Source organism: Nonomuraea sp. PA05 (genome assembly GCF_008086045.1).
In the GTDB taxonomy this organism is placed as follows: Bacteria; Actinomycetota; Actinomycetes; order Streptosporangiales; family Streptosporangiaceae; genus Nonomuraea; species Nonomuraea monospora.
This window is the reverse complement of record NZ_VSEY01000028.1, coordinates 133,342-153,975: the sequence shown is the minus strand read 5'-3', so window position 1 is coordinate 153,975 and position 20,634 is coordinate 133,342. Positions and strand designations below refer to the sequence as shown.

18 protein-coding genes are annotated in these 20,634 nt (G+C 72.4%); 11 read left to right on the top strand and 7 right to left on the bottom strand.

Features of this window, described 5'->3' with window-relative positions; all coding sequences use genetic code 11:
* The 4 genes from FXF51_RS37690 to FXF51_RS37675 all read left to right on the top strand — a co-directional run bounded on the left by FXF51_RS37690 (position 1) and on the right by FXF51_RS37675 (position 6,010).
* On the top strand, positions 1-1,380 hold the full coding sequence (locus FXF51_RS37690) for a nitroreductase family protein (RefSeq protein WP_148439483.1): 1,380 nt from the start codon (positions 1-3) through the stop codon (positions 1,378-1,380).
* Positions 1,377-2,606, top strand: a complete 1,230-nt coding sequence (locus FXF51_RS37685) for a YcaO-like family protein (RefSeq protein ID WP_187414783.1) — start codon at positions 1,377-1,379, stop codon at positions 2,604-2,606. Before FXF51_RS37690 ends, FXF51_RS37685 begins: the two co-directional genes overlap by 4 nt.
* A 171-nt stretch (positions 2,607-2,777) precedes the next feature.
* Complete coding sequence (locus FXF51_RS37680; protein WP_187414782.1) at positions 2,778-4,016, top strand: MFS transporter; 1,239 nt, start codon at positions 2,778-2,780, stop codon at positions 4,014-4,016.
* A complete protein-coding gene (locus FXF51_RS37675; RefSeq protein WP_148439480.1) occupies positions 4,016-6,010 on the top strand; it encodes a prolyl oligopeptidase family serine peptidase in 1,995 nt (664 codons plus the stop codon). Before FXF51_RS37680 ends, FXF51_RS37675 begins: the two co-directional genes overlap by 1 nt.
* Before the next feature lie 125 nt (positions 6,011-6,135).
* Here FXF51_RS37675 and FXF51_RS37670 read toward each other — a convergent pair whose 3' ends face one another.
* From FXF51_RS37670 to FXF51_RS37655, 4 genes are all read right to left on the bottom strand, one after another.
* Positions 6,136-6,975 carry an LLM class flavin-dependent oxidoreductase gene (locus FXF51_RS37670; RefSeq protein ID WP_262380089.1) on the bottom strand — a complete coding sequence of 280 codons (840 nt, stop codon included), beginning with the start codon at positions 6,973-6,975 and terminating at the stop codon, positions 6,136-6,138.
* On the bottom strand, positions 6,972-7,817 hold the full coding sequence (locus tag FXF51_RS37665; protein ID WP_187414781.1) for a GNAT family N-acetyltransferase: 846 nt from the start codon (positions 7,815-7,817) through the stop codon (positions 6,972-6,974). The genes FXF51_RS37670 and FXF51_RS37665 overlap by 4 nt, the downstream gene beginning before the upstream one ends.
* A 106-nt stretch (positions 7,818-7,923) precedes the next feature.
* Complete coding sequence (locus FXF51_RS37660) at positions 7,924-8,271, bottom strand: STAS domain-containing protein (RefSeq protein WP_148439478.1); 348 nt, start codon at positions 8,269-8,271, stop codon at positions 7,924-7,926.
* Positions 8,272-8,305: 34 nt separating this feature from the next.
* Complete coding sequence (locus FXF51_RS37655; RefSeq protein ID WP_148439477.1) at positions 8,306-9,751, bottom strand: LCP family protein; 1,446 nt, start codon at positions 9,749-9,751, stop codon at positions 8,306-8,308.
* Positions 9,752-9,832: 81 nt separating this feature from the next.
* Between FXF51_RS37655 and FXF51_RS37650 the strand changes: the two genes are divergently transcribed.
* Positions 9,833-10,849, top strand: a complete 1,017-nt coding sequence (locus tag FXF51_RS37650; RefSeq protein ID WP_148439518.1) for a glycosyltransferase family 2 protein — start codon at positions 9,833-9,835, stop codon at positions 10,847-10,849.
* A gap of 61 nt (positions 10,850-10,910) precedes the next feature.
* Here FXF51_RS37650 and FXF51_RS37645 read toward each other — a convergent pair whose 3' ends face one another.
* Positions 10,911-12,647 (bottom strand): CDP-glycerol glycerophosphotransferase family protein, encoded by a 1,737-nt coding sequence (locus FXF51_RS37645; protein WP_262380088.1) that lies wholly within the window; start codon positions 12,645-12,647, stop codon positions 10,911-10,913.
* Positions 12,648-12,673: 26 nt separating this feature from the next.
* Positions 12,674-14,005 carry a bifunctional cytidylyltransferase/SDR family oxidoreductase gene (locus FXF51_RS37640; RefSeq protein ID WP_148439476.1) on the bottom strand — a complete coding sequence of 444 codons (1,332 nt, stop codon included), beginning with the start codon at positions 14,003-14,005 and terminating at the stop codon, positions 12,674-12,676.
* Between the two features lie 111 nt (positions 14,006-14,116).
* On the opposite strand from FXF51_RS37640, the gene FXF51_RS37635 reads away from it, so the two are divergent.
* The 6 genes from FXF51_RS37635 to FXF51_RS37610 all read left to right on the top strand — a co-directional run bounded on the left by FXF51_RS37635 (position 14,117) and on the right by FXF51_RS37610 (position 19,852).
* Positions 14,117-15,535, top strand: coding sequence for a CDP-alcohol phosphatidyltransferase family protein (locus tag FXF51_RS37635; protein ID WP_148439475.1), 1,419 nt, complete (start codon positions 14,117-14,119; stop codon positions 15,533-15,535).
* 11 nt (positions 15,536-15,546) lie between these two features.
* Complete coding sequence (locus tag FXF51_RS37630; protein ID WP_262380087.1) at positions 15,547-16,155, top strand: DUF5941 domain-containing protein; 609 nt, start codon at positions 15,547-15,549, stop codon at positions 16,153-16,155.
* A 77-nt stretch (positions 16,156-16,232) separates the two neighbouring features.
* On the top strand, positions 16,233-16,967 hold the full coding sequence (locus FXF51_RS37625) for a sugar phosphate nucleotidyltransferase (protein ID WP_148439473.1): 735 nt from the start codon (positions 16,233-16,235) through the stop codon (positions 16,965-16,967).
* A 28-nt stretch (positions 16,968-16,995) separates the two neighbouring features.
* On the top strand, positions 16,996-18,036 hold the full coding sequence (locus tag FXF51_RS37620; protein WP_187414789.1) for an iron-containing alcohol dehydrogenase family protein: 1,041 nt from the start codon (positions 16,996-16,998) through the stop codon (positions 18,034-18,036).
* Complete coding sequence (locus FXF51_RS37615; RefSeq protein WP_148439471.1) at positions 18,014-18,781, top strand: CDP-alcohol phosphatidyltransferase family protein; 768 nt, start codon at positions 18,014-18,016, stop codon at positions 18,779-18,781. The genes FXF51_RS37620 and FXF51_RS37615 overlap by 23 nt, the downstream gene beginning before the upstream one ends.
* Positions 18,782-18,967: 186 nt before the next feature.
* Entirely contained in the window at positions 18,968-19,852 is an 885-nt protein-coding gene (locus FXF51_RS37610) for a glycosyltransferase family 2 protein (protein ID WP_148439470.1), read from the top strand.
* A 33-nt stretch (positions 19,853-19,885) separates the two neighbouring features.
* Here FXF51_RS37610 and FXF51_RS37605 read toward each other — a convergent pair whose 3' ends face one another.
* Positions 19,886-20,599: an acetoacetate decarboxylase family protein gene (locus FXF51_RS37605; protein ID WP_148439469.1), complete on the bottom strand. Its 714-nt coding sequence runs from the start codon at positions 20,597-20,599 to the stop codon at positions 19,886-19,888.
* Positions 20,600-20,634 lie beyond the last annotated feature (35 nt).

Sequence of the window (20,634 nt, the reverse complement as noted above, 5' to 3'; positions counted from 1 at the left end):
ATGCACCAGGACCTCCGTGCCACGGTCGCACTGGCCGATCACGTGCGGGCCAGGAGCCACGGCGACCTCGTCGAGCTGGCGGCGCCCCTGTGGCGCATGAGGCTCGCCGACGCCGCCGGCGCCATCGCGTCGTTCGCCGCCGCGGGCGAGGTGCCGCTCGACGCGTGCCCCCAGGACGACGCCTTGGCGGATCTGGGGCTCCTCGGGCTGCTGCGGGTCGCGTTGAGCGGACCGCAGGGCCTTCACGGACGGGGACGCGGCCCCTTCAGCCTCGCCGCCACCCGTTCGCCGCATCCGGGGCCCGGCGCGGACGGCGCTGCGCGGCGGCTCATCGTCGTGCTCGAAGCACGCCGCGCCTGCCTGACCTTCGCCGGTAGCGGGACCCTCGACCTGCCGGCCGAGCTCGTGGGAGCCGTGCTGCCCGCCTGGCCCTCACCGGAGCCCTGCCGCGCGGCGCATCCCGCGCTCGCGCGAGTGCTGGCGGGCTACCGCGCGGCCCCCGCCACGCTGCGCCCGCGGGAGACCTGGCAGGAGGCGGCCTTCCGCGAGCACGCCGACCTCGCCCTGTGGAAGGACGCCGGAGGGGATTTCGGCGCGGACCCGACCCCATCCGCCCCTCGGAGCCCGACCGCCCCTCCGCCCTCGGCCGCAGTGCCTCCGGCCGCCACATCCCCGGCCGCCGCACCCCCGACCGCCGTACCCCCGGCCCCGGTTCTCGGCTCAGCCCAGATACGCGCGGCGGACCGGCGGGAGGTCAACGGCGACTTCCGCCGGCTCGCCGCGGCCAGGAGGTCCCGCAGAGACGTGACCGGCGGGCCGGTCAGCGTCGCCGCGATCACCGCGCACCTGTCGGAGGTCCGGAGATTCCGGTCACGGTGGCCGAGCCGCTGGGGATCGCAGGTCGGCCGCACCAGCACGCCGTCCGCAGGCGCGCTGCACCCGCTCGACGCGGTGCTGCTGGTATTCGACGGCGAGGTGGAGCCGGGGGCGTACCGGTACGACCCGGAGGCAGACGTGCTGCACCGGCTGAGCGCGTTCGCCGGCCGGCGCGGCGCGGCAGCCGCGTCCAGGATCCGCTACGCCGCGGCGGCCTCGACCGGCCTGCCCCACGGGCCCGCCGCCGTGCTCGTGCTGTGCGCGACGGACGCCGTGCTGCACGGCAAGTACCGGGGCTTCGCCTACGCCAACGCCTACAAGGACGCCGGCGCGATCCTGACGGCGCTTCAGTACTCCGCCGTGGGATCGACGGTCGGCCTGTGCCCCATCGGCGCCACCATCGAGGCGGACGTGAATCGCTGCATGCCGTACGGCCACCCCGTCGTTTCCGTGTTCGGCGCGGCGGTCGTGGGCCGCCTGCGCGACGGCGAGGCATCCGCGTGAGCCTCGCCGTCGCCCACGTGCGCGCCCGGGGGACGTACACCACGAGGTCGGGCGAGGTGTTCCCGTTCGACGTGGTCGGGTCAGGCGCGGGGCGCACCGAGCAGGAGGCCCGCGCCGTCGCGCGAGGCGAGGCCGCCGAGCGGGCGGCCGCGCACGGCTGGGACGCGCGCACCGCGACCTGGTCCACCGCCGGGGAGTTACGCGCAGGTGGGGTGCCGCACCGCACGCAGCAACAGCTCACCCGGCAACGGGACGTGGCGCCGGGCAGGTCATGGGTCCGGGACGACGAGTGCCAGGCGTGGTTGCCGGCCGCCGAGCTCGCGGGTGACGCCGTCACGCTCGTCCCGGCCCCGCTGGTCTGGCTGGGAGGCGGGGGCGGAGGTCTGCCCGCCCAGTCGGTCGGCACGTCCAACGGGCTGGCCGCCGGGGTCACGTTCGATCGTGCGACCGTCGCCGCCGTCCTGGAGCTGTGCGAGCGCGACGCCGTTCTCGCCTGGTGGTGGGGACGGTGCCAGGGACGCCCCGTCACGCTGGGGGACGCGCGTGCCGCCGCCTTGCGAGACCTGGTGGGCGGTCCGGTGGACACGATCGGCGTGGCCGTCGAGCGTGTTCCGGGAATCACGGTCTTCCTCGTCGTGGCACGCTCCGGGCCGTGGCATTCCCTGGGGTGCGGCGCGGGGACCACGCCGTCCATGGGCCTGGAGCACGCGCTGCGGGAGGCCGCCGCGGGGCTGGTCCAGTCGAGGCGTGCGGGTGCGGCGGGGCTGGTCCAGCCGAGGTGTGCGGGTGCCGCGGGGGTGGTCAGGCCGAGGTGTGCGGGTGTCGCGGGGGTGGTCAGGCCGAGGTGTGCGGGCGCGCGGGCACGGCCGCCCGCCGAGGTGGCCAGCCTCGCCGACCGCTACGTCCGGTACTTCGCGAACGGGCACATCTGGGAGTCGATGCGACGGCGGATCCCCGGTGGCGACCCTGAGCCGATCCGTCCCATGCCCGCGCCGCCGGGCACACCCGGACCGGGACAGCTCGCGGCGCTGCTGAGAGCGTCCGGCCACCGCGTCTGGACCGTGCCCCTGCCGGGCGCCGGGAACATCCCGGTCGTGCGCGCCCTGAGCGACACGCTTCTGCCCCTCAACGCCCACCCAGCCGAGCAGGCGGTGGAGCCCGTGAGCGGGCGCACCCCGCTCCCGCGGCAGCGCGACGATCGCGCGGAGCCGCACCCGATCTACTGACCGACCGCGCCGGGCGCCGCTGAACGGACGTCGCCGAACGCCACCGGCCGACCGCCACCGGCCGACCGCGCCGAACGCCACCGGCCGACCGTGCCGGGCGCCATCGGACGGACCGTGCCGAGCGGCCCCTCGCCCGGCACCGGCGCCCCACCTCAGAAGGGAGGAACCGTTGTGCCGAGCGTTCTGCGACATCGCCGCTACCGCTACCTCTTCACGGCTCAGCTCGCATCGACGACGGCGTCGTCCATGCTGCACTTCGTGCTGCCGCTCCTCGCGTTCGACATCACCGGGTCGACCACGCTGGCCGGTGTCGTCACGGCGGTCAGCCTGACTGCGGCGTCCCTGGCCGGTGTCCTGGCGGGCACGATCGCCGACAGGCACGACAGGGCGCTGCTCGTCATCCTGGCGCTGCTCGCGCAGGCGCTCGCGTTCGGGGCCCTGCTCGCGCTGACGCTGCCAGGCTTCGGCGGTGGGTCGGCGCCCGGCCTGGCCGTCCTCGCCGGCGTGGTGGCGGCCGCGGGCTCGCTCCTCGTGCCGGCGTACGCGGGAATTCTGCGCGCCGTCGTCCCGCGTGCGGAGGTTCGCGACGCCTACACGGTCAATCAGGGCCGGATCCATGTCATCGCGGTCGTTGCTCCGGCGCTGGCCGGGGTGCTCTACGCCGCGCATACGGGCTGGGTGCTCGTGGCGGGACTCCTGCTCGTGCTGCTCGCCGCGGTCGCGGTGCGGGGAACGAGGGCGCGAGCCCGCGGCGTGACACGGACGGCCCGGCCCGCGTTCGTCGTCGATCTGCGTGACGGCCTGCTGTACGTGGCGCGCCGTCCGCCGGTGTGGACCGCGGCGGTCGGCGGTGCCGTGATCAACCTGGGCATCAACGGCGCCCTCTTCACGGCGGTACTCGCGCTGCGCTCGCGCGGCACGGCGAGCGCCGAGATCTCCCTCGTCGAGTCCGTCAGCGCGGCCGGGGCCATCGCCGGCGTCCTCGCCGCGGGTTGCCTGCTGCGGCGCCTGCGCGTCCCGACGATCGTCGTGTGGTGCGGCGCCGCGTACGCGGCCGCCGCGCTGGTGTCGGGGTTCGTGCACACCGCGCTCGTCATCGGTCTCCTGTTCGGCATCGCCACCCTGCTGCTGCCCGCGTGGAACTCGGGCGTGTTCGGCTCGATCGCCGCCGACACACCGCATGAGCTCCAGGGCCGGGTGCAGAGCTCGATCCAGCTCATCTCGGCCGTCCTCGCGCCACTGCCACCGATGCTGAGCGGGTTGCTGCTGGCGAGCGTGCCCTATGAGGCGGGCATGGCCGCGTTCTCCGCCGTGATCGTCGCGGGCGCAGCGGCGCAGTACGCCGGACGGGAAGATCGACGGCGCGGGGAAACACCCGCCGGAGCGACGCGGACGGAGAAGGAGGGATGATGACCGGCCACGAGGTGCTCGGGGTGCCCTTCTCGTGCCTCACCGCCGGCGGCCTGATCGAGAGCCCGTGGGTGGAGTGCGAGGACGCGCCGGCCCTCCTGGCGGACTCGGCCGCGCGCCCGGCCGTGCGGTACCTCGTCGTCCGGGACGGGAGCGTCTACCGCCTCGCCGACGGCGGCACGCCCGGGCGCGGACGGATCGAGCGGGCCGTCCTCGACGACGACGGGAGCGTCACCGGGCCATGGGCGTCCGTCCTGGAGACCGGCGACCTCGGCGGGCCGCGGACCGGCCGGCTCGTCTGGCGCGCGGTCGAGATCCTGCGCACGCCGCACGCCGGACGGAGCGGGGCGCGGGTCCTGGTGACCCTGGAGGGTGACGGCCGCCGGCTCGTCGCGGAGGCCGATCTCGCCGAGCGGCGCTGGGTAGGCACGGCCGAGGGAGGGTACCGCCTGACGGGGGAGGCGATGTCGGCGACGTGGCGCGGGCCCCACGCCGTGCTCGTGACGGACCGGACGACCGGGCCCGGCGGCGAGGCTCTGTGGCGCGTGCGCACCGTGCGCCGGCATGACCGCGTGGAGAACGCTCACGTGGAGGCCGTGTTCCGCGACGACACCGCGTCCGTGGCGGCGTCTGTGGCGGCGTCTGTGGCGGCGGCGTCCACAGCCGCGTCCGTGACCGCGTCCGTGACCGTGTACGCGAGCGCCGACGGAACCCTGTGGGTACGAGCCCGTTCGCGCGACGGCCGCCGCGCCCTTCTCATGAAGCGCCCTGACGCGGGATGGTGGCGGGTGCGGCCCAACCGGGGATATGAGGCGTACGGCGTCGGCGACCGGGTGTTCGTCGTCAGGAACGGGACACCGGACCCCGTTCTGGGCGTGGCGCCGGGCACGCTCCTCGCCTGCGAGCCACCGGCAGCGCCGGGCCTGACACCGTCCGGACCACGGGTGCTCTTCCGCCCGGAAACCGGCCAGGCGCTCGCCAGAGTCCTCGTCACCGGCGACGACCTGGCACTGTCCGTGCTCGACCACGGCAGCTCCGAGATCCGGCTCGTCACGCCGGGCCCGGCGGGTGAGCCGGGCACGGCGCGCGGCGCGATCCCCGCCGGGTTCACCCCGCAAGCCCTGGTCGCCGCCGACGACGGCGCGCCTTTCGTCACCGCGTCCGGCTTCAGCACGCCGGCTCGCCTCGTCCGCCCGGGCGCACCGCTCCGCACCCCGGAGTGGCCAGGGTCACGGGCTCTCCTGGCGACCGCCGACGACGGCGTACGCGTGCCCTACACCCTGCACCAGGCCGGGAGCGACGGGCCACGTCCGACGGTGGTGCTGGTGTACGGCGGGTTCGGGGCGGTCATCGGGCCGCGCCACATGCCCCACCTCGAGTCCGCCTGGATCGCGCGTGGATGCAACGTCGCCATCGCGAACGTCCGCGGCGGCGGCGAGCTCGGCCCCGCATGGGCGAGCGCCGGGTTCGGTCTCCGGATGCGGCGGGCCTTCGCGGACCTGCACGCGGTGGCGGACGCGCTGGTGGCCACCGGCGCCGCCCGGCGGGAGCAGATCGGCCTGCTCGGAGCATCGTACGGGGCTCTGGTGGCCGCCGGTGCGCTGGTCTCGTCCCCGCGGCGATTCGGCGCGGCGGTCCTGCAGTCAGGGATCTACGACCTGGAGGACGCGGACGGGCTCGCCGGCGGCCCCATGCTCGTCACCAGGCTCGGGCTCGGCCGCACCGCCCGGCGGGAACGCGCCGGGATCTCTCCGGCGGCCATGCTGGACGAGCGCCTCCCACCGACGCTCGTGATGGCGGCGGAGGACGACGCGGTCGTCGACCCGGAGCACTCGCGACTCTTCGCCCGGGCGCTGAGGCGGGCGGGGTCACCGTCGGCGCAGGTCGTCCTCCCCTCGGGGGGTCACTATCTCGCGGGGCCCGACGTTCAGGCGGTCACGAACTCCCTGACGTTCGCATTCTTCCGCAGCGCGCTTCCCGGAGCGCACGAATGAGAGCACGCGGCCGTGAACGGGCCGCCGGTGGCGCGCCCGCCGGCGCGGTCAAGACCGGGCCGCCAGCAGCACGCCCGCCGGTCCTCGCCTACAGCGCCGCCGGCAGCGCGCCCGCCGGTCTTCGGCTACAGCGCCGCCAGCAGCGCGTTCACCTGCCCCAGCGGATCGCCGCCGATCGGCCGCACCGCCACCGACGTGGCCCCCGCCGCCCACAGCGCCTTGACGTGCGAGGCGGCCTCCTCGGCCGTGCCGGACGCCATCGCCACGTCCTCGGGCGCCACCCCCAGGAACCCCGCCTGCCCGGCGACCATCGACCGCGTCTCCTCGTCACTGCCGGACCCGAGACGCAGGAACGTGAACACGACCAGCTCGTGATCCTCCCCTGCGCCGATCGTCTCGACGATCCCCGGCAGCTCGTCGGGCCCCACCCCCTCGGGCACGATCGTCCCCTGCGCCACGCGTCCCGACAGGGCCAGCGAGCGCGGCCGCTTGACCCCGGCCAGCACGGGCGGCGGCTCAAGGGGTGGGTGCACCAGCGACACGCCGTCCAGGTGCACGGACCTGCCGTGCAGGGTGACCGTCTCGCCGCGCAGCAGCGCGCTCACGGCGGTGATCGTCTCCTCCAGCAGGGCGAGCGGCGAGGCGGCGGCGGCGCCCACCTGGCGCATCCAGTCCTGGACGCCGTGACCGATCCCGGCGGCCAGCCTGCCGGGGTGCACCCGGGCCAGGTTGCCCAGCTCCATCGCCAGCAGCATCGGGTTGCGCAGGGGAGCGGGGGCGATGCCGAGGCCGACGCGCAGCCGGGAGGTGACGGCGAGCGCCGTGGCGGCCGAGGTGAGGCCGCCCGTCCAGCCCAGGTCCTCGACCACCCACAGGTCGTCCACGGACGTCTCGTCGAGCGCTCGCGCGAACGGGATGAGCTGCTCGGGCGGCAGATCCCGGTCGAACATGACGCCAAGTCTCACGATGCCCTCCAGTAATAGCGGAACAGCCTGCCGACCTCCGAGTATCCAGCACGCCTGAAGGCGGCGGCGGTCGGGACGTTGGCGACGTCGGTGGCGGCCACGACGCGCTGCAGGCCGGCCTCGGCGAGCGTGCGGGTGCCCCAGGCCAGCAGGTCGTCCACGTAGCCGTGGCCGCGGTGCTCGGGCACCACGCCGATGTAGGCGATCGAGTGGTCGTCGGGGGCGACCAGGCCCACGGGGGAGTCGCCCAGGTAGCCGATGACGAACCAGTTCGGCTTGGCCTTGCGGCTCATCAGGTCGTCGTACATCCAGCGGGCCTCCTTCTCCGCGCCGGACGTGGCCACCTCCACCCGCGTGTCGTGGTCGAGCGAGCCCTCGGAGACGCGGACGAGGATGCCGATCACCTCGGCGGGGTCCATGCGGCGCGCGGGCACGTACGTCAGCCTGCCCGGATCGGCGGGAACGTCGCTCACGGCCGCCCACTCCAGCAGCAGCCGCTCGACCTCCATGGCGAACCCGGCCTCGATGAGCGCCTCGTGCTCGACGGCGCGATCGACGGCGGGGTCGAGCCCGGGTTGCAGTGAGATGTCGTGGATGACCTTGGTCAGGCCCATCTCGCCGAGGCTGCGGCGCAGCAGGCCGGCGGCGGCGACGGGGTCGGCGCCCGGGTCGAACTGCCAGACGATCACCGGCTCCGAGCCGGGGAAGGGCGCCCAGTAGGCCAGCCGGGCCTGCCCTTCCGCGAAGCACCACTCAGGCCGCGTCTTGCCCTCGTCGAAGGCGGCGCGGAGCTGGGAGCGCCCAGGCTCGGGGAACTGGTCGAACAACGTGAAAGCCTCCACCGCTGAGGGGGCTCTCCCGCGACTTCGCAAGGGGGTCGTGGAGAGGCGCGCCGACATGACACGACCATGTTCTCGCACACCTCTTACCGGTTTTACCCGTTACCGCTCAGGCGGCGCTCTCCAGCACGCTGCGCGCCTCGGTGAGGGAATGGCTCGTCTCGAAATGCCGGTCGAGATTCGTGATCGTCAGCAAATGACGGATCATTCCGGGCGCGAGGACGAGGATCATGCGGCCGTTCAGGTCTTGGACGTGGTTGAGCGTGGCCACCAGCACGCCCAGCCCGACGGAATCGCAGAACGGCACTTCGGTGAGGTCGACGACCACGTTGAGGGGATCGGCGGACGCCAGGGCCTGTTCGAGCTCCGCCCGCAGCCGGGGCGCGCCTGCAACGTCGAGATCGCCTACGACGTGCAGAACCGTACAGGGCTCCTCCCGCCAGTACCTGACCACCATGGGCCTCACCTGCCCGACACCCAGATAATTATGCCTATTTCTTACATATGTTCTGCATTGCCGTTTTGGTGGTTGGTGTAACACTCGGTTTCGCAGTTGGGGTGCCGGAAGACTTCTGTTGCAGAACTTTCGGCTGGTCGCTGCCCAGGATCAGCTCGATGCCGTCGAGCTCCACCTTCCGCAGCTTCGCGCCGGGAATGGCGGCCGCCACGACTTTCGCCTGCTGCTCGAAACCCTCGCCGTAACGGATGAAGGTCTCCTTGTAGTCCTTCTTCGAGGTGTTGCCCGGCTTGCCGGGCACCTTGAAGCCGTAGGCGACCAGCGCCTCCTTCGCCCGCGCCGCCAGGCCGGTGATCAGCGTGCCGTTCTTGACCTCCAGCGTGATCTGGTCGGGCGCGATCGCCGAAGGCTTGGGGGAGGCCGAGGCGGACGCGGACGGCGTGGGCTTGGCGGGATCCTGGTCCGCGTCGATCTTGGCGAACAGGTCGCGGGCCGCCTGCTTGTCCCACAGCACCGCCGACTCGCCCGTAGGGGCCTTGAAGTCCACGTCGGCCAGCGGCACCTCGGCGAACTTCACGTTCTGCAGCGAGACGTCCCGCATCTGCGTGGCCAGCCCGAGCAGCCCGTCGTCCGGATCGACCTTCACCGTGCTCAGCGTCGAGTTGACGAACGAGGCCAGCTTGGCCGGGTTCGCCAGCGTGTCGGCGCTCAGCGCCCGGTTCAGCAGCGCCGAGATGACCTGCTGCTGCCGGTCGATGCGGTCGAGGTCGGAACGGGCGGTGGCGCGGGTGCGGGCGTAGCCGAGCGCCTGCACGCCGTCGAGCTGGTGGGTGCCGGCCGGCAGGTTGAGCGCGATCTTGGTGTCGTTGATCGGGACGGGCGTGCAGACGGTGACCCCGCCGAGGGAGTCGACGACGTCGATGAAGCCCAGGATGTTGACCTCGATGTAGCGGTTGATCTCCAGCCCGGTGGCCGCCTCCACGGTCTGCTTGGCCAGCTTGGGCCCGCCGAACTGGTACGCGGAGTTGATCTTGTGGTCGCCCTTGCCGGGGATCGTCGTCCACGTGTCGCGCGGCAGGCTCACCACGGTGACCTCGCTGTGGTCCTCCGACAGGTGGATCACCATCATGGTGTCGGTGCGCTGGCCGCTCTCCCGGCCCAGCTTGAGCCGGTTCTGCTGCTGGCGGGTGAGGTCGTCGCGCTTGTCGACGCCGACCAGGAGGATGTTCTCGGCGCCACGGGACGCGGGCGCCGTCACGCCGGCGTCCACCGTGCCGATCTGACGCGGGGTCGCCCACACCACGCCCGTGGTGATCAGCACGCCCGTGGACAGGAGCCCGGCGGCCAGCACGTTGCGGCGGCGGGCCTTGGCACTTCTGCGCGGCGGCCTGCGAGTGCGGACAGGAGTGGTCAGCTTGACGCCGCCGTAGGCGTCGCCGCCCACGAGCACACCGCCGTCCTCCTCGTCCGGGTCGCGCATGTGGTCCCCCTTTTGTCACCCAGGAGGATCAGCCTTTCGATTGCCCTCCTCCCACGGTCGTACAGTAGCGTGAGCCCCGCCATGAAGCAGTTCCCCGACTCGCCGCACGCGCCCGCGCAGACGCGCGGCTGGCCCCCCATCTCCGTCGTCATGCCGGTCCTCAACGAGGAGCGGCACCTCCGCGAGGCCGTCGAGATGGTCCTCGCCCAGAGCTACCCAGGTGAGATCGAGATCGTTCTCGCCGTGGGTCCGTCCCAGGACCGCACCCAGGAGGTCGCCGACGCCATCGCGGCGGCCGACCGGCGGGTGACGGTGGTGCCCAACCCGACGGGCCGCACCCCCAACGCACTCAACGCGGCCATCGCCGCCTCCCGCAACGACATCGTCGCCAGAGTCGACGGGCACGCCATGCTGCCCTCCGACTACCTGCGCGTGGCCGTCGAGACACTGGCCGAGACCGGTGCCGACAACGTGGGCGGCATCATGGCGGCCGAGGGGGTCACCCCCTTCGAGCAGGCCGTGGCCTGCGCCATGACCTCCAAGATCGGCGTGGGCGCGGCCGCGTTCCACGTGGGCGGCTCGGCCGGGCCCGCCGACACCGTCTACCTCGGCGTCTTCCGGCGGTCGGCGCTGGCCAGGGTGGGCGGCTACGACGAGCACTTCCAGCGGGCCCAGGACTGGGAGATGAACCACCGCATCCGTCAGACGGGCGGGCTCGTGTGGTTCCAGCCGCGCATGCGGGTGCTCTACCGGCCGAGGCCCAACGTGAAGGCGCTGGCCAAGCAGTACTTCCACTACGGCCGGTGGCGGCGGGTGGTCGCGCGCACCCACGAGGGCACGATCAACCTGCGTTACCTCGCGCCTCCCGCGGCCGTGCTCGCCATGCTGCTCGGGCTGGTCGTCTCGCCGTTCCTGCCGCTCGCGCTGATCATCCCCGGCGGGTACGCGCTGGCGATCGTCGCGGGTTCGGCGCTGACCGGCGGCGGGCTGCCGATGAGCGCCAAGCTGCGGTTGCCCGTGGTGTACGCGACCATGCACTGCTCGTGGGGCTGGGGCTTCCTGACCAGCCCGAAGAAGCTGTCCCGGCCGCAGAGCTGAGTTTCCGAACGTCCCCCGCACCCCGCCGTACTCCGGCGGGGTCCTTCCAGGACCCGCGGGCTCAGCCGCCCGAGAACACCCGCTCGACCGCCGCGTTGAAGCGGGCCATCGCGTCCGGGTACTCCGGCCCCAGCAGGTAACTCCGCAGCTTGACGCGTGCCCTGGCCAGCGTGTCCTCCCCGTCCAGGAACTCCGCCAGCCCCGACAGGTCCTCGCCCAGCAGCGTCCCCGCCTCCGTGCTCGGGTACCGCTCGTGGAAGGCGCGCTCGGGGAGCCCCGTCACGTTCGTCACCGCGTACGGCTTCTCGCTGGCCAGGAAGTCGGCCACCACGCTGGAGATGTCGCTGATGAGCAGATCGCACTCGTTGAAGCAGTCGTACAGGTGCGGCGAGTGCCCCGTGACGACCAGGTGCCTGATGTGCGGCGCCGTGCCGTCGGCCCTGGAGGGGTGGCGGGCCTTCGACTTGGCCAGCTCCGCCGCCTCGATCATGGCGACGATCTTCCTGTGCGCCCGGGTGGCGCTCTTGTCGCGGTGCCCGGTGAGCGGGTGCGGCTTGTAGACGACCCGCAGCGGAGGCTGGTGGTCGAGCAGAGCGCGCACCAGACGCGGCCCCATGGTGATCAGCGAGGTGTGGAACAGGTCGTCGTTCCAGCCCTCCCAGGTGGGCGCGTACAGGACCGTCCGGTACGGCAGCCCGGGCCCCTCCGTCGAGATGCCCTGGAGCTGGGGCCGCCCGACCTCGTGGATGTTCTCGTCCCTGACCCCGACCCTGGCCCGCCGGTACCGGTCGCGGCCCGCGGGGCCCGCCACCCACACCTCGTCGTACACCCGCGAGAACGGGTTGAACGAGGCCTCCTTGTCACTGTCGCCGTGGTTGAGGAACGCGCTGCGCAGGGTCGGGATGCGCAGCATGTGCACGTTCCTGCCGACGTTGGCGACGTACAGGCACAGCTTGGCGCCGGCCAGCGCGCGGAAGCTCATCAGGTCGGCCGACGACGGGATGCACACCATCGGCAGCGTCGTGGACTCCAGGTGCCTGGCCATGCCGCGCTCGCGCAGCACGACGATGGCACGCCGGTTGATGCGTTCGAGGGTGGGCAGCCACATCCTCGCCTGGTAGGCGGCGGCCGTGGCGCCGGAGAAGTACAGGATGACCTCGGGGCCGTACTTCTCGACCTGCTCGGACACGACCTCCAGCACCCTGGCCCGGTCGGTGAGGGGCCTGGCGCGGCGCACGTACGGGATGAGCGCGAGCGCCGCCGCCAGGCCCGCCGCGAGCGCCACCCCCGCGCCCGCCGTGGCGGGGACGACGCCCAGGACGGCGCCGAGCACCGGCAGCGCGTCCAGGTAGAGGAACGGCACGCTGCGGGCGTCGCGCAGCGGCCCCGGCGGCATCTTCGGGCTGCTCAGCGCGGAGACGTCCAGGTTGCGGGTGGTCACCGGCATCCTGCTGAGCATCTGGCGCAGCCGCAGCGCCAGCCCCGTGTGCAGGGCCCGCACCGCGTGGATCGCCAGCATGCCGGCCGCCAGCGCCGCGAACCACGGCAGCTCGGCCCCCGCCGTCCTGGCGACCAGGAGCAGCGCCATGGTCTCCCGGGCCGCGAAGCGCAGCGTGATCCCGAGGTGCACCTTGCCGAGCAGCTCGGGCAGCGGGCGGGCGGCGCGCGGCGCCGCGTACTCGATCAGGTACGAGGCCGCGGCCACCACCCCGAACAGCACCGGCGCCGGCCATAGCGCCGCCACCAGCAACACCGGGTAGCAGCCCAGCAGCGCCGCGATCACGATGAGTCTCCCCATGTGATCGCACGGTAACAAGCGTCAGGTCAAGTGCCGTCCACGCGGGCGTCTATGACCTGCCCTGATAGGTCGGAGATGAGGATGTCCAGCGAGGTCTGCGCGACCACGAGCGGAGAGGCGCCGGTATTGACGCAGTTGACCCGGATGCCGTCGGCGACCCATTCGCGGGCCAGCGCCCGGGTGAGCCCGGCCACGGCCGCCGCGCCGGACTCGTGCAGCGCGCCGGAGCCTGGCGGGACGTGCAGCAGCAGGCTGCTCCGAGGGCCGGGAGCGGCCCCCGCGGCACGCCCTCCCGACGCGGCTCCGCGCAGGTGCGGGCGGGCGGCGCGGGCGACGTTGAGCGCGCCCAGGTGGCCGGCGCCGACCGCGTCGGTCACGGTCTCGGCGCTCGCGCGCGCCAGGTCGCCCGAGTGGGACGGACCCGCCGCCAGCACCACGTGGTCGGCCGCGCCCACGTCGTCGAGCGCCTTGGCGACCGAGTCGGAATCCTCGACCCGCACGCCGTCGGCCCTCGTCAGGACGTGCACGGTCGCGCCGTGACGGGCTGCCTCCCGGCCGATCACGGAGTCCGCCGCCGAGGCGTCCGTGCCCAGGACGACGATCACCTGTCCCGCCAGCGCGTCCCGGTCGCCCGCAGGCACGGGCGCGGGCAGCCGGAACAGCAGCTCGGCGATGTGCAGGTCGGCCGGGTGCGTCACCTTGATGTTGCGCTCGCTGCCCTGCACCAGGTGGATCGGCACCTCGGGCAGGTACCGCAGCACCACCCCGCAGTCGTCCGTGGCGGGCAGCCAGGCGAACCCGGGGTCGGCCATCGCCCGCTCGTACGCCTTCCGGATCACCGACAGCCGGAAGCACTGCGGCGTCTGGCTGCGCCGCAGCCGCGACCGGTCGAGCACCTCGCCGATGGCCCCCTCGGGCGTCGCCACGAGGACCGTGTCGGAGCTCGGGATCGCCACGTTGACGGCCTCGTGGGTCTCCAGCGCCCTGACACATTCCGTGATGATCCGGGGCTCCAGGAGGGGGCGTACAGCGTCGTGCAACAGCACGTCGCACTCTTCCTCCCCGAGCGCCGCCAGCGCCCGCCAGGTGCTCTCCGTGCGGCTGGAACCGCCGTCCACGACCTTGCTGACCTTGCGATATCCGCCCCTGGCCACGATCTCGCGCACCCGGTCGGCGTACCCCGGCGTCATCAGCACCACGATCTCGTCGATCTCGGGCGCGCTCTCGAACACCGCCAGCGAATGCTCGATGATCGACCTGCCCGCGACCTCGATGAGCTGCTTGGGCGTGCCGAGCCCGACCCGCTGCCCCACACCGCCCGCGAGGAGCACTCCTACCGACCGCAGCCGTGAATCCATACCGGCAGCGTAACGGTGCTGTTCCGTGATATCGCGTTGACCTGTCGCTACGCTGTGTCTACGCACCCCCAAGACCACGTGCTCCACCCCGACCGGGAGGAGACCTGAGCTTTGCCCGACTCATTGACCCGCGAAAGCACGACCACCTCGGTCCTGCTGCTCGCCACGACACCCGCGTGCAGGCTCCTCAGCGGCGACGGCACGCTTCTCGACCGCCTCGGCGACCAGCTCGCCTCGCTGCCCGTGCGCGAGGTGCAGGTGATGTCCGCCGCAGGCGGCCTCGCGGCCGACCTGCGCGGCGTCGCCAAGATCGCGCGCACCGCCACGGGCGCCGTAGCCGTGCTGCCCGCCGACCTGGTGCTGCACACCGAGGCGCTCGCCGTGCTGCTGGAGCATCCCGCCCGCAGCACAGCCGCGCTGATCTCGCACGACGCCACCGCCGGGCCGCTGCGCCCGCCCGTACGCGTGGAGGGCGGCAGAGTCGTCGCCGCGGGCAGCTCCTTCCACCTGGTCCCCGAGGCGAACGCCACCTTCAGAGGCGTGCTGCAGGCAGGGGAGGCCGACCTGGCCTCGCTGGCCGACGTCGCCGAGGAGCTGGCCGAGCTGGCGGAGGCGGGCAAGCTCGGCCCCGTCACCCCCGTCGAGGCGGTGGACCTGCTGCTGGTCGGGCTGGTCAGGTCCGGCGTGAGCGTGCGCGCCACGGGCATCGGCCAGTTGCACGCCGACCGGGTGACCGGCCAGATCTCCGCCGACGCCGCCCTGGCCCGGCTGGCGGAGGTGGACGAGGCGCAGGTCAGGCTCGACGCCTCCGTCAAGGACGACGACGGCTTCTTCGCCACGTTCTTCGTCTCCACCTGGACCCGCCACCTGATCAGGCCGTGCGTCCGGCTCAAGCTCACCCCCAACACGGTCACCGGCATCTCGGCCGGGCTGGCGCTGCTGGCGGCCGTCTGGTTCTCGGCCGGCACCCAGGGCGGGCGGCTGGCCGGAGCGGTGCTGCTGTACCTGTCGTTCGCGCTCGACTGCCTCGACGGCCAGCTCGCCCGCTACACGCGCACGTTCTCCCCGCTGGGGGCCTGGGCCGACGGCATGTCCGACCGGCTCAAGGAGTACGCCGTCTACGTCGGCCTGGCCTTCGGCTCCGCCGCCGCGGACATCTGGTACCTGGCCGTGGCCGCAATGGTGCTGCAGGTGGTCAGGCACGCGGTCGACTACACGTACGCGGGCGCCGTCACCGACGCCGCCCGCGTCGGCGCCATGTGGGGCAGGCCCGCGCGGTCCCTGCTGGAGACGCAGGACGTCCGCGCCGCCCCCGGCGGCGTGCTCAGGCTCGCCCAGCGGCTCGAACGCGACACGATCGCCCGCTACCTGAAGAAGATGATCGTGCTGCCCATCGGGGAGCGGATGGCCCTGATCGCCGTCACCGCGGCGTTCTGGGACGCCAGGGTGACGTTCCTGGCGCTGCTCGGCTGGGGCGGCGTGGCGGCGCTCTATCAGCTCGCCGGACGGATCGCGAGGTCGGCAAGGTGATTTCGGTTCACATGACACCCGTTCCGAGCAGCACGGTCGTGGCCTACCGCGACGACGGGCCGCTCTCGCGGGCGATGGGGCTGCTCGTGGCAGGGCAGCTCCCGCCGCTGCCGCCGGTGATCGCCGGCACGTTCGTCACGGGCGTGCTGCTGGTGCTCGGCGTGGCGGGCACGGACGGCCTGGCGGTGTTCGCGCCCGCCGTGACGCTACTGCTGGCCGGGCCCGGCAGCACGCACCCGCACGACGGCAGGTTCGACTGGCTCGTGCCGCCGATCCTGCGGCTCATCGAGTACACGTTCATCGCGGCGTGCGGGTTCGCCCACGACGTGCACCCCCTGGTGATCTTCATGCTGCTCGCCGCCCTGGCGTTCCACCATTACGATCTGGTCTACCGGTTGCGCCAGCACGTCTATCCGCCGGCCTGGCTGTCCACTCTGGGGCTCGGCTGGGACGGGCGGATGATGGTGGTCTCCCTGGTCGCGCTGTCGGGCTGGCTGACCGGGGGCTACCTGCTGCTCGCGGTCTACCTGTGGGGACTGTTCGGCTGGGAGAGCCTGACGTGCTGGCTCGCCGCGCCCCGATCCGGGGTGGATGCGACCGATATGGGAACGCAAGACTAACGCCGGATTACCCGCACGGGGCCCAAAGACGAATACTCTTTGGGCCATCGGAGTCATGCTCGACTGAGGAGTGCACGTTGCTGGGAATGGTTCTGGCCGCTGGGGCCGGACGACGCCTGCGGCCGTACACCGACACGCTGCCCAAGGCGCTCGTGCCGGTCGACGGCGAGACCACGATCATGGACATCTCGCTGCGCAATCTCGCCGAGGTGGGCCTGCGGGACGTCGTGGTCGTCGTCGGTTACGCGGCGCAGGCCGTACACGAGCGCAAGGAGGCCCTGGAGGAGCGCCACGGCGTCAAGCTCACCCTCGTGCACAACGACAAGGCCGAGGAGTGGAACAACGCCTACTCCCTGTGGTGCGCGCGCGACTACTTCGCCCAGGGCGCGCTCCTGGTCAACGGCGACACCGTGCACCCGGTCTCCATCGAGAAGACGCTGCTCGCCGCGCCCGAGACCAGCGACATCCTGCTGGCCGTCGACGACGTCAAGTCGCTGGCCGACGAGGAGATGAAGGTCACCCTGTCGCCGGAGGGCGCGCTGCGCCGCATCACCAAGCTGATGGACCCGGCGCAGGCGTACGGCGAGTACATCGGCGCCACCCTCATCAGGCCGGCCGCCGCCGACCGGCTGGCCGACGCGCTCAAGGCCACCTTCGAGCGCGACCCGCAGCTCTACTACGAGGACGGTTACCAGGAGATGGTCGACCGCGGCGAGATCATCCACGCCGCGCCCATCGGAGAGGTCGACTGGGTCGAGGTGGACAACCACGACGACCTGGCCAAGGCCCGCGCCATAGCCGTTCACTACTGAGGGGGCGCGGATGCCGCTTCTAGCGAGGATGTTGCCGGCGCCGCTGACCATGGACGTCAGGCGCGGCGCGGTCGCCGAGCTCGGCGCCCTGCTGGCCGACAGCCGCGTGGCGACCTCCGGCAGGGTCGCGGTGGCCGTCGGCATGGGCCAGGGCGACCACATCGAGAGCCTCATCGCGCCCACGCTGGGCGAGGCCGAGGTGTTCAGGGTGGCCGACGGGTCGGTCGACGCGGCCGTCTCGCTCGGCGCCGACCTGCGCAAGGCGGCCTACGAGGTGGTCGTGGGCGTGGGCGGCGGCAAGACGATCGACGTGACCAAGTACGCCGCCTCCCTGGCAGGCATCCCCATGGTCGCGGTGGCCACCAACCTCTCCCACGACGGCATCTGCTCGCCCACCGCCTCGCTCGTCTACGAGGGCGGCAAGGGCTCCTTCGGCGTGCCGATGCCGCTGGCCATCCTGGTCGACCTCGACTTCGTGCACAACGCGCCCGAGTCGCTGGTCAGGGCGGGCGTGGGCGACGTGGTGAGCAACCTGTCGGCCATCGAGGACTGGCAGCTCGGCAACGTCGAGCGCGGCGAGCCGATCGACGGGCTGGCCTGCTCGATGTCCCGCACCGCCGCCGAGGCGCTCATCGGGCGCACCGACTCCATCGAGTCCGACGGGTTCCTGACCGTCCTGGCCGAGTCGCTGATCCTGTCGGGCATGTCGATGGTCGTCGCGGGCTCTTCGCGGCCCGCGAGCGGTGGAGACCATGAGATCCTTCATGCCGTGGATCAGCTCTTCCCCGGCACCTCCAACCACGGCGAGCTCGCCGGCATCGGCGCCGCCTTCTGCTTCTTCCTCAGACAGGACGACGCCCGCGTCAAACAGGTGGTCGACTGCCTGCGCCGGCACGAGCTGCCCGTCGTCCCCGGCGACATCGGGCTGAGCGCCGAGCAGTTCGCCGAGGTCATCGCGCTGGCCCCGGCCACCCGTCCCGGCCGTTACACGATCCTGGAGCACCTGCGCATGCAGGACTCGGAGATCCGCGATCGGGTGGGGGACTATGTCCGGGCCTTCGGTAGCTGAGCTGCGCCAGGTGGCCCAGCCACCCGGCCACCTGGAGCGCAGGAACGGCGAGCACTGGGCGGGCGTGCTCTACATGCGCCGCCTGTCCATCTACGTCACCTGGATGTTCACCAAGACCTCCGTCACGCCCAACCAGCTCACCTGGGTGATGACGGTGGCCGGGGTCCTGGCCGGCGTCGTGCTGGCCCTGCCGGGGCTCTGGGCGGCGGTCCTGGCCGCCTTACTGATCCAGGTCTACCTGCTGCTCGACTGCTCCGACGGCGAGCTGGCCCGCTGGACGGGCAAGACGTCCCTGGCGGGCGTCTACCTCGACCGGGTCGGCGCATACTTCGCCGAGGCCGCGGTGCTGGCCGGGCTGGGCTGGCGGGCCTCGGCCGTGCTGCCCGACTGGTACACGGTCTTCGGCTTCGCCGCCGCGCTCGGCGCCATCCTCATCAAGGCCGAGAGCGACCTCGTCGAAGTGGCCCGGGCCAAGGGCGGGCTGGGAGCCGCGAGCGAGGCCGCGGCCGTGCAGTTCCGCTCCGGGCTGCTCGGGCTGGGGCGGCGGGTGCTGGCGGCCACGAAGTTCCACCGCATCGTGCAGCCGATCGAGCTGTCCATGCTGGCCGTGGTGACCGCGGTGATCGACCTGGTCATCGGCGATCTGACGGCCACGCGGGTGCTCGTGGTGGCCTGTCTGCTCGCCGCCGCGCTGCAGACCGTCCTGCACCTGATCAGCATCATGGCGTCGAGGCGACTGGCTTGATGGCGCGCCTGGAACCGAGGAAGCCTTTCGTCCGTCGTATTGATCGGACGTCCGCCGTTCGGTGGGGGTTCATCGTCGGTTCCGATACGCTTAGCTTCACCATTCCCAGACCATGCAGACCAGCAGACTCGGTGATCATGAAAGAATGCTCCGCTCGTGCTCTCAACGCGTCAGGACAGTGATTCGTTGAAGATCTCGTGCGTCATCCTCACCATGGGCAACCGGGTCGCGGAGCTGAACCGGGCGGTCGAGTCCGCGCTCAACCAGGTCGACGGCGACGTCGAGGTGGTGATCGTAGGCAACGGTGCCGACGTGCCCGAGGTGTCGGCGACGCCACCCGAGGGGTCGGCCGCGGTCGTGAAAGCGATCCGGCTCGATCAGAACACGGGCATCCCCGCCGGCCGTAACCGGGGCGTGGAGGAGTGCTCGGGAGACGTCGTGCTGTTCCTCGACGACGACGGCTGGTACGCCAACCCGAAGGTCGTCTCGCACGTGCGGGACCGCTTCGCCACCGAGCCCGACCTGGCCGTGATCTCCTTCCGCATCATGGACCCTGACGGGAGCGGCAGCCAGCGCCGCCACGTCCCGCGCCTGCGCGCGGGCGACCCCCAGCGGTCCAGCCCCGTCACCACCTTCCTCGGCGGCGCCTCGGCGATCAGGCGCTCCGCCTTCCTCCAGGTGGGCGGCCTGCCCGAGCGCTTCTTCTACGCGCACGAGGAGACCGACCTGGCCTGGCGGCTGCTCGGCGAGGGCTACCGCATCGAGTACGACGCCGAGACGGTGATGTACCACCCGCAGGTGCCGCCGACCAGGCACGCCGAGTTCCACCGGCTCAACGCCCGCAACCGGGTGTGGCTGGCCCGCCGGAACCTGCCGTGGCCACTGGCGTTCCTGTACCTGACCAACTGGGTCGTGCTCACCGTGATCCGCGAGCGCGGGGCCTCTGGGGCGCTGAAGGCGTGGTTCTCCGGCTTCTTCGAGGGGCTGCGGACTCCTGCCGGTGAGCGCCGGCCGATGGCCTGGGCCACGGCTTGGCGGATGGTCAAGCTCGGCCGGCCGCCGATCGTCTGAGGGCCGGGGGAGGGATGGATCCCTCCCTCCGGCTCAGGCCTCGCTCGCCTCGCCGAAGCTCATCTCGGCGTGCGAGATCGTCGTGCTGAACAGCGCCCGCTTGGGCAACCCCAGCTCGCTCAGCTCCTTGGCGATGGGATGGTTGCCCAGCCGGATCAACGCCCCGCTGGGCCGCACCCTGGCCCCCTTGGCCCGCACGCTCCACGGCACCCGCCGGGTGACCCCGTCGCGATGCGTGTAGGCGTCCAGCGGCGCCATCGCGGCCCCGGCCGGCACGGGCAGCCCCGGCTTGACGAGCATGTCGAGCACGAGCCGCCCGTCCTTGCGCAGGATGCACCTCTTGTACGGCGACGAGAGCCGCAGCTCGATGTCCGCCAGCTCCTTGGGGAAACCCCACAGAGTGCGCCCGGCCTCCAGCGTGAACCCCTGGTCCACCGGCAGCCAGTGCACGAACACCCCGGCGTGCCGCAGCTCGCCCGGCCCCACGGAGCCGGCCGAGCCCGGCGGGCGCACGAGGAAGGCCATGCCGAACTCGTGGTAGGTGTCGAGGTCGCCGTCGCGGTAGTCCACGAACACCAGCACGCAGACGGCCTTGCCGGGCAGCACCTCTGCCACGTCCAGCCCTGAGTACGCGATCACCGCCCGGGCGGCGTCGGCACGCACCGGGTAGAGGGCACTGCACACCTCGGCGTCCCTCACCCGTACGGGCATGCCCACCGTCCGGCCCTGGATCTGATGCGATGCCATGGGTCCAAGTACATCAACCAGAAAGCCGTGTGACC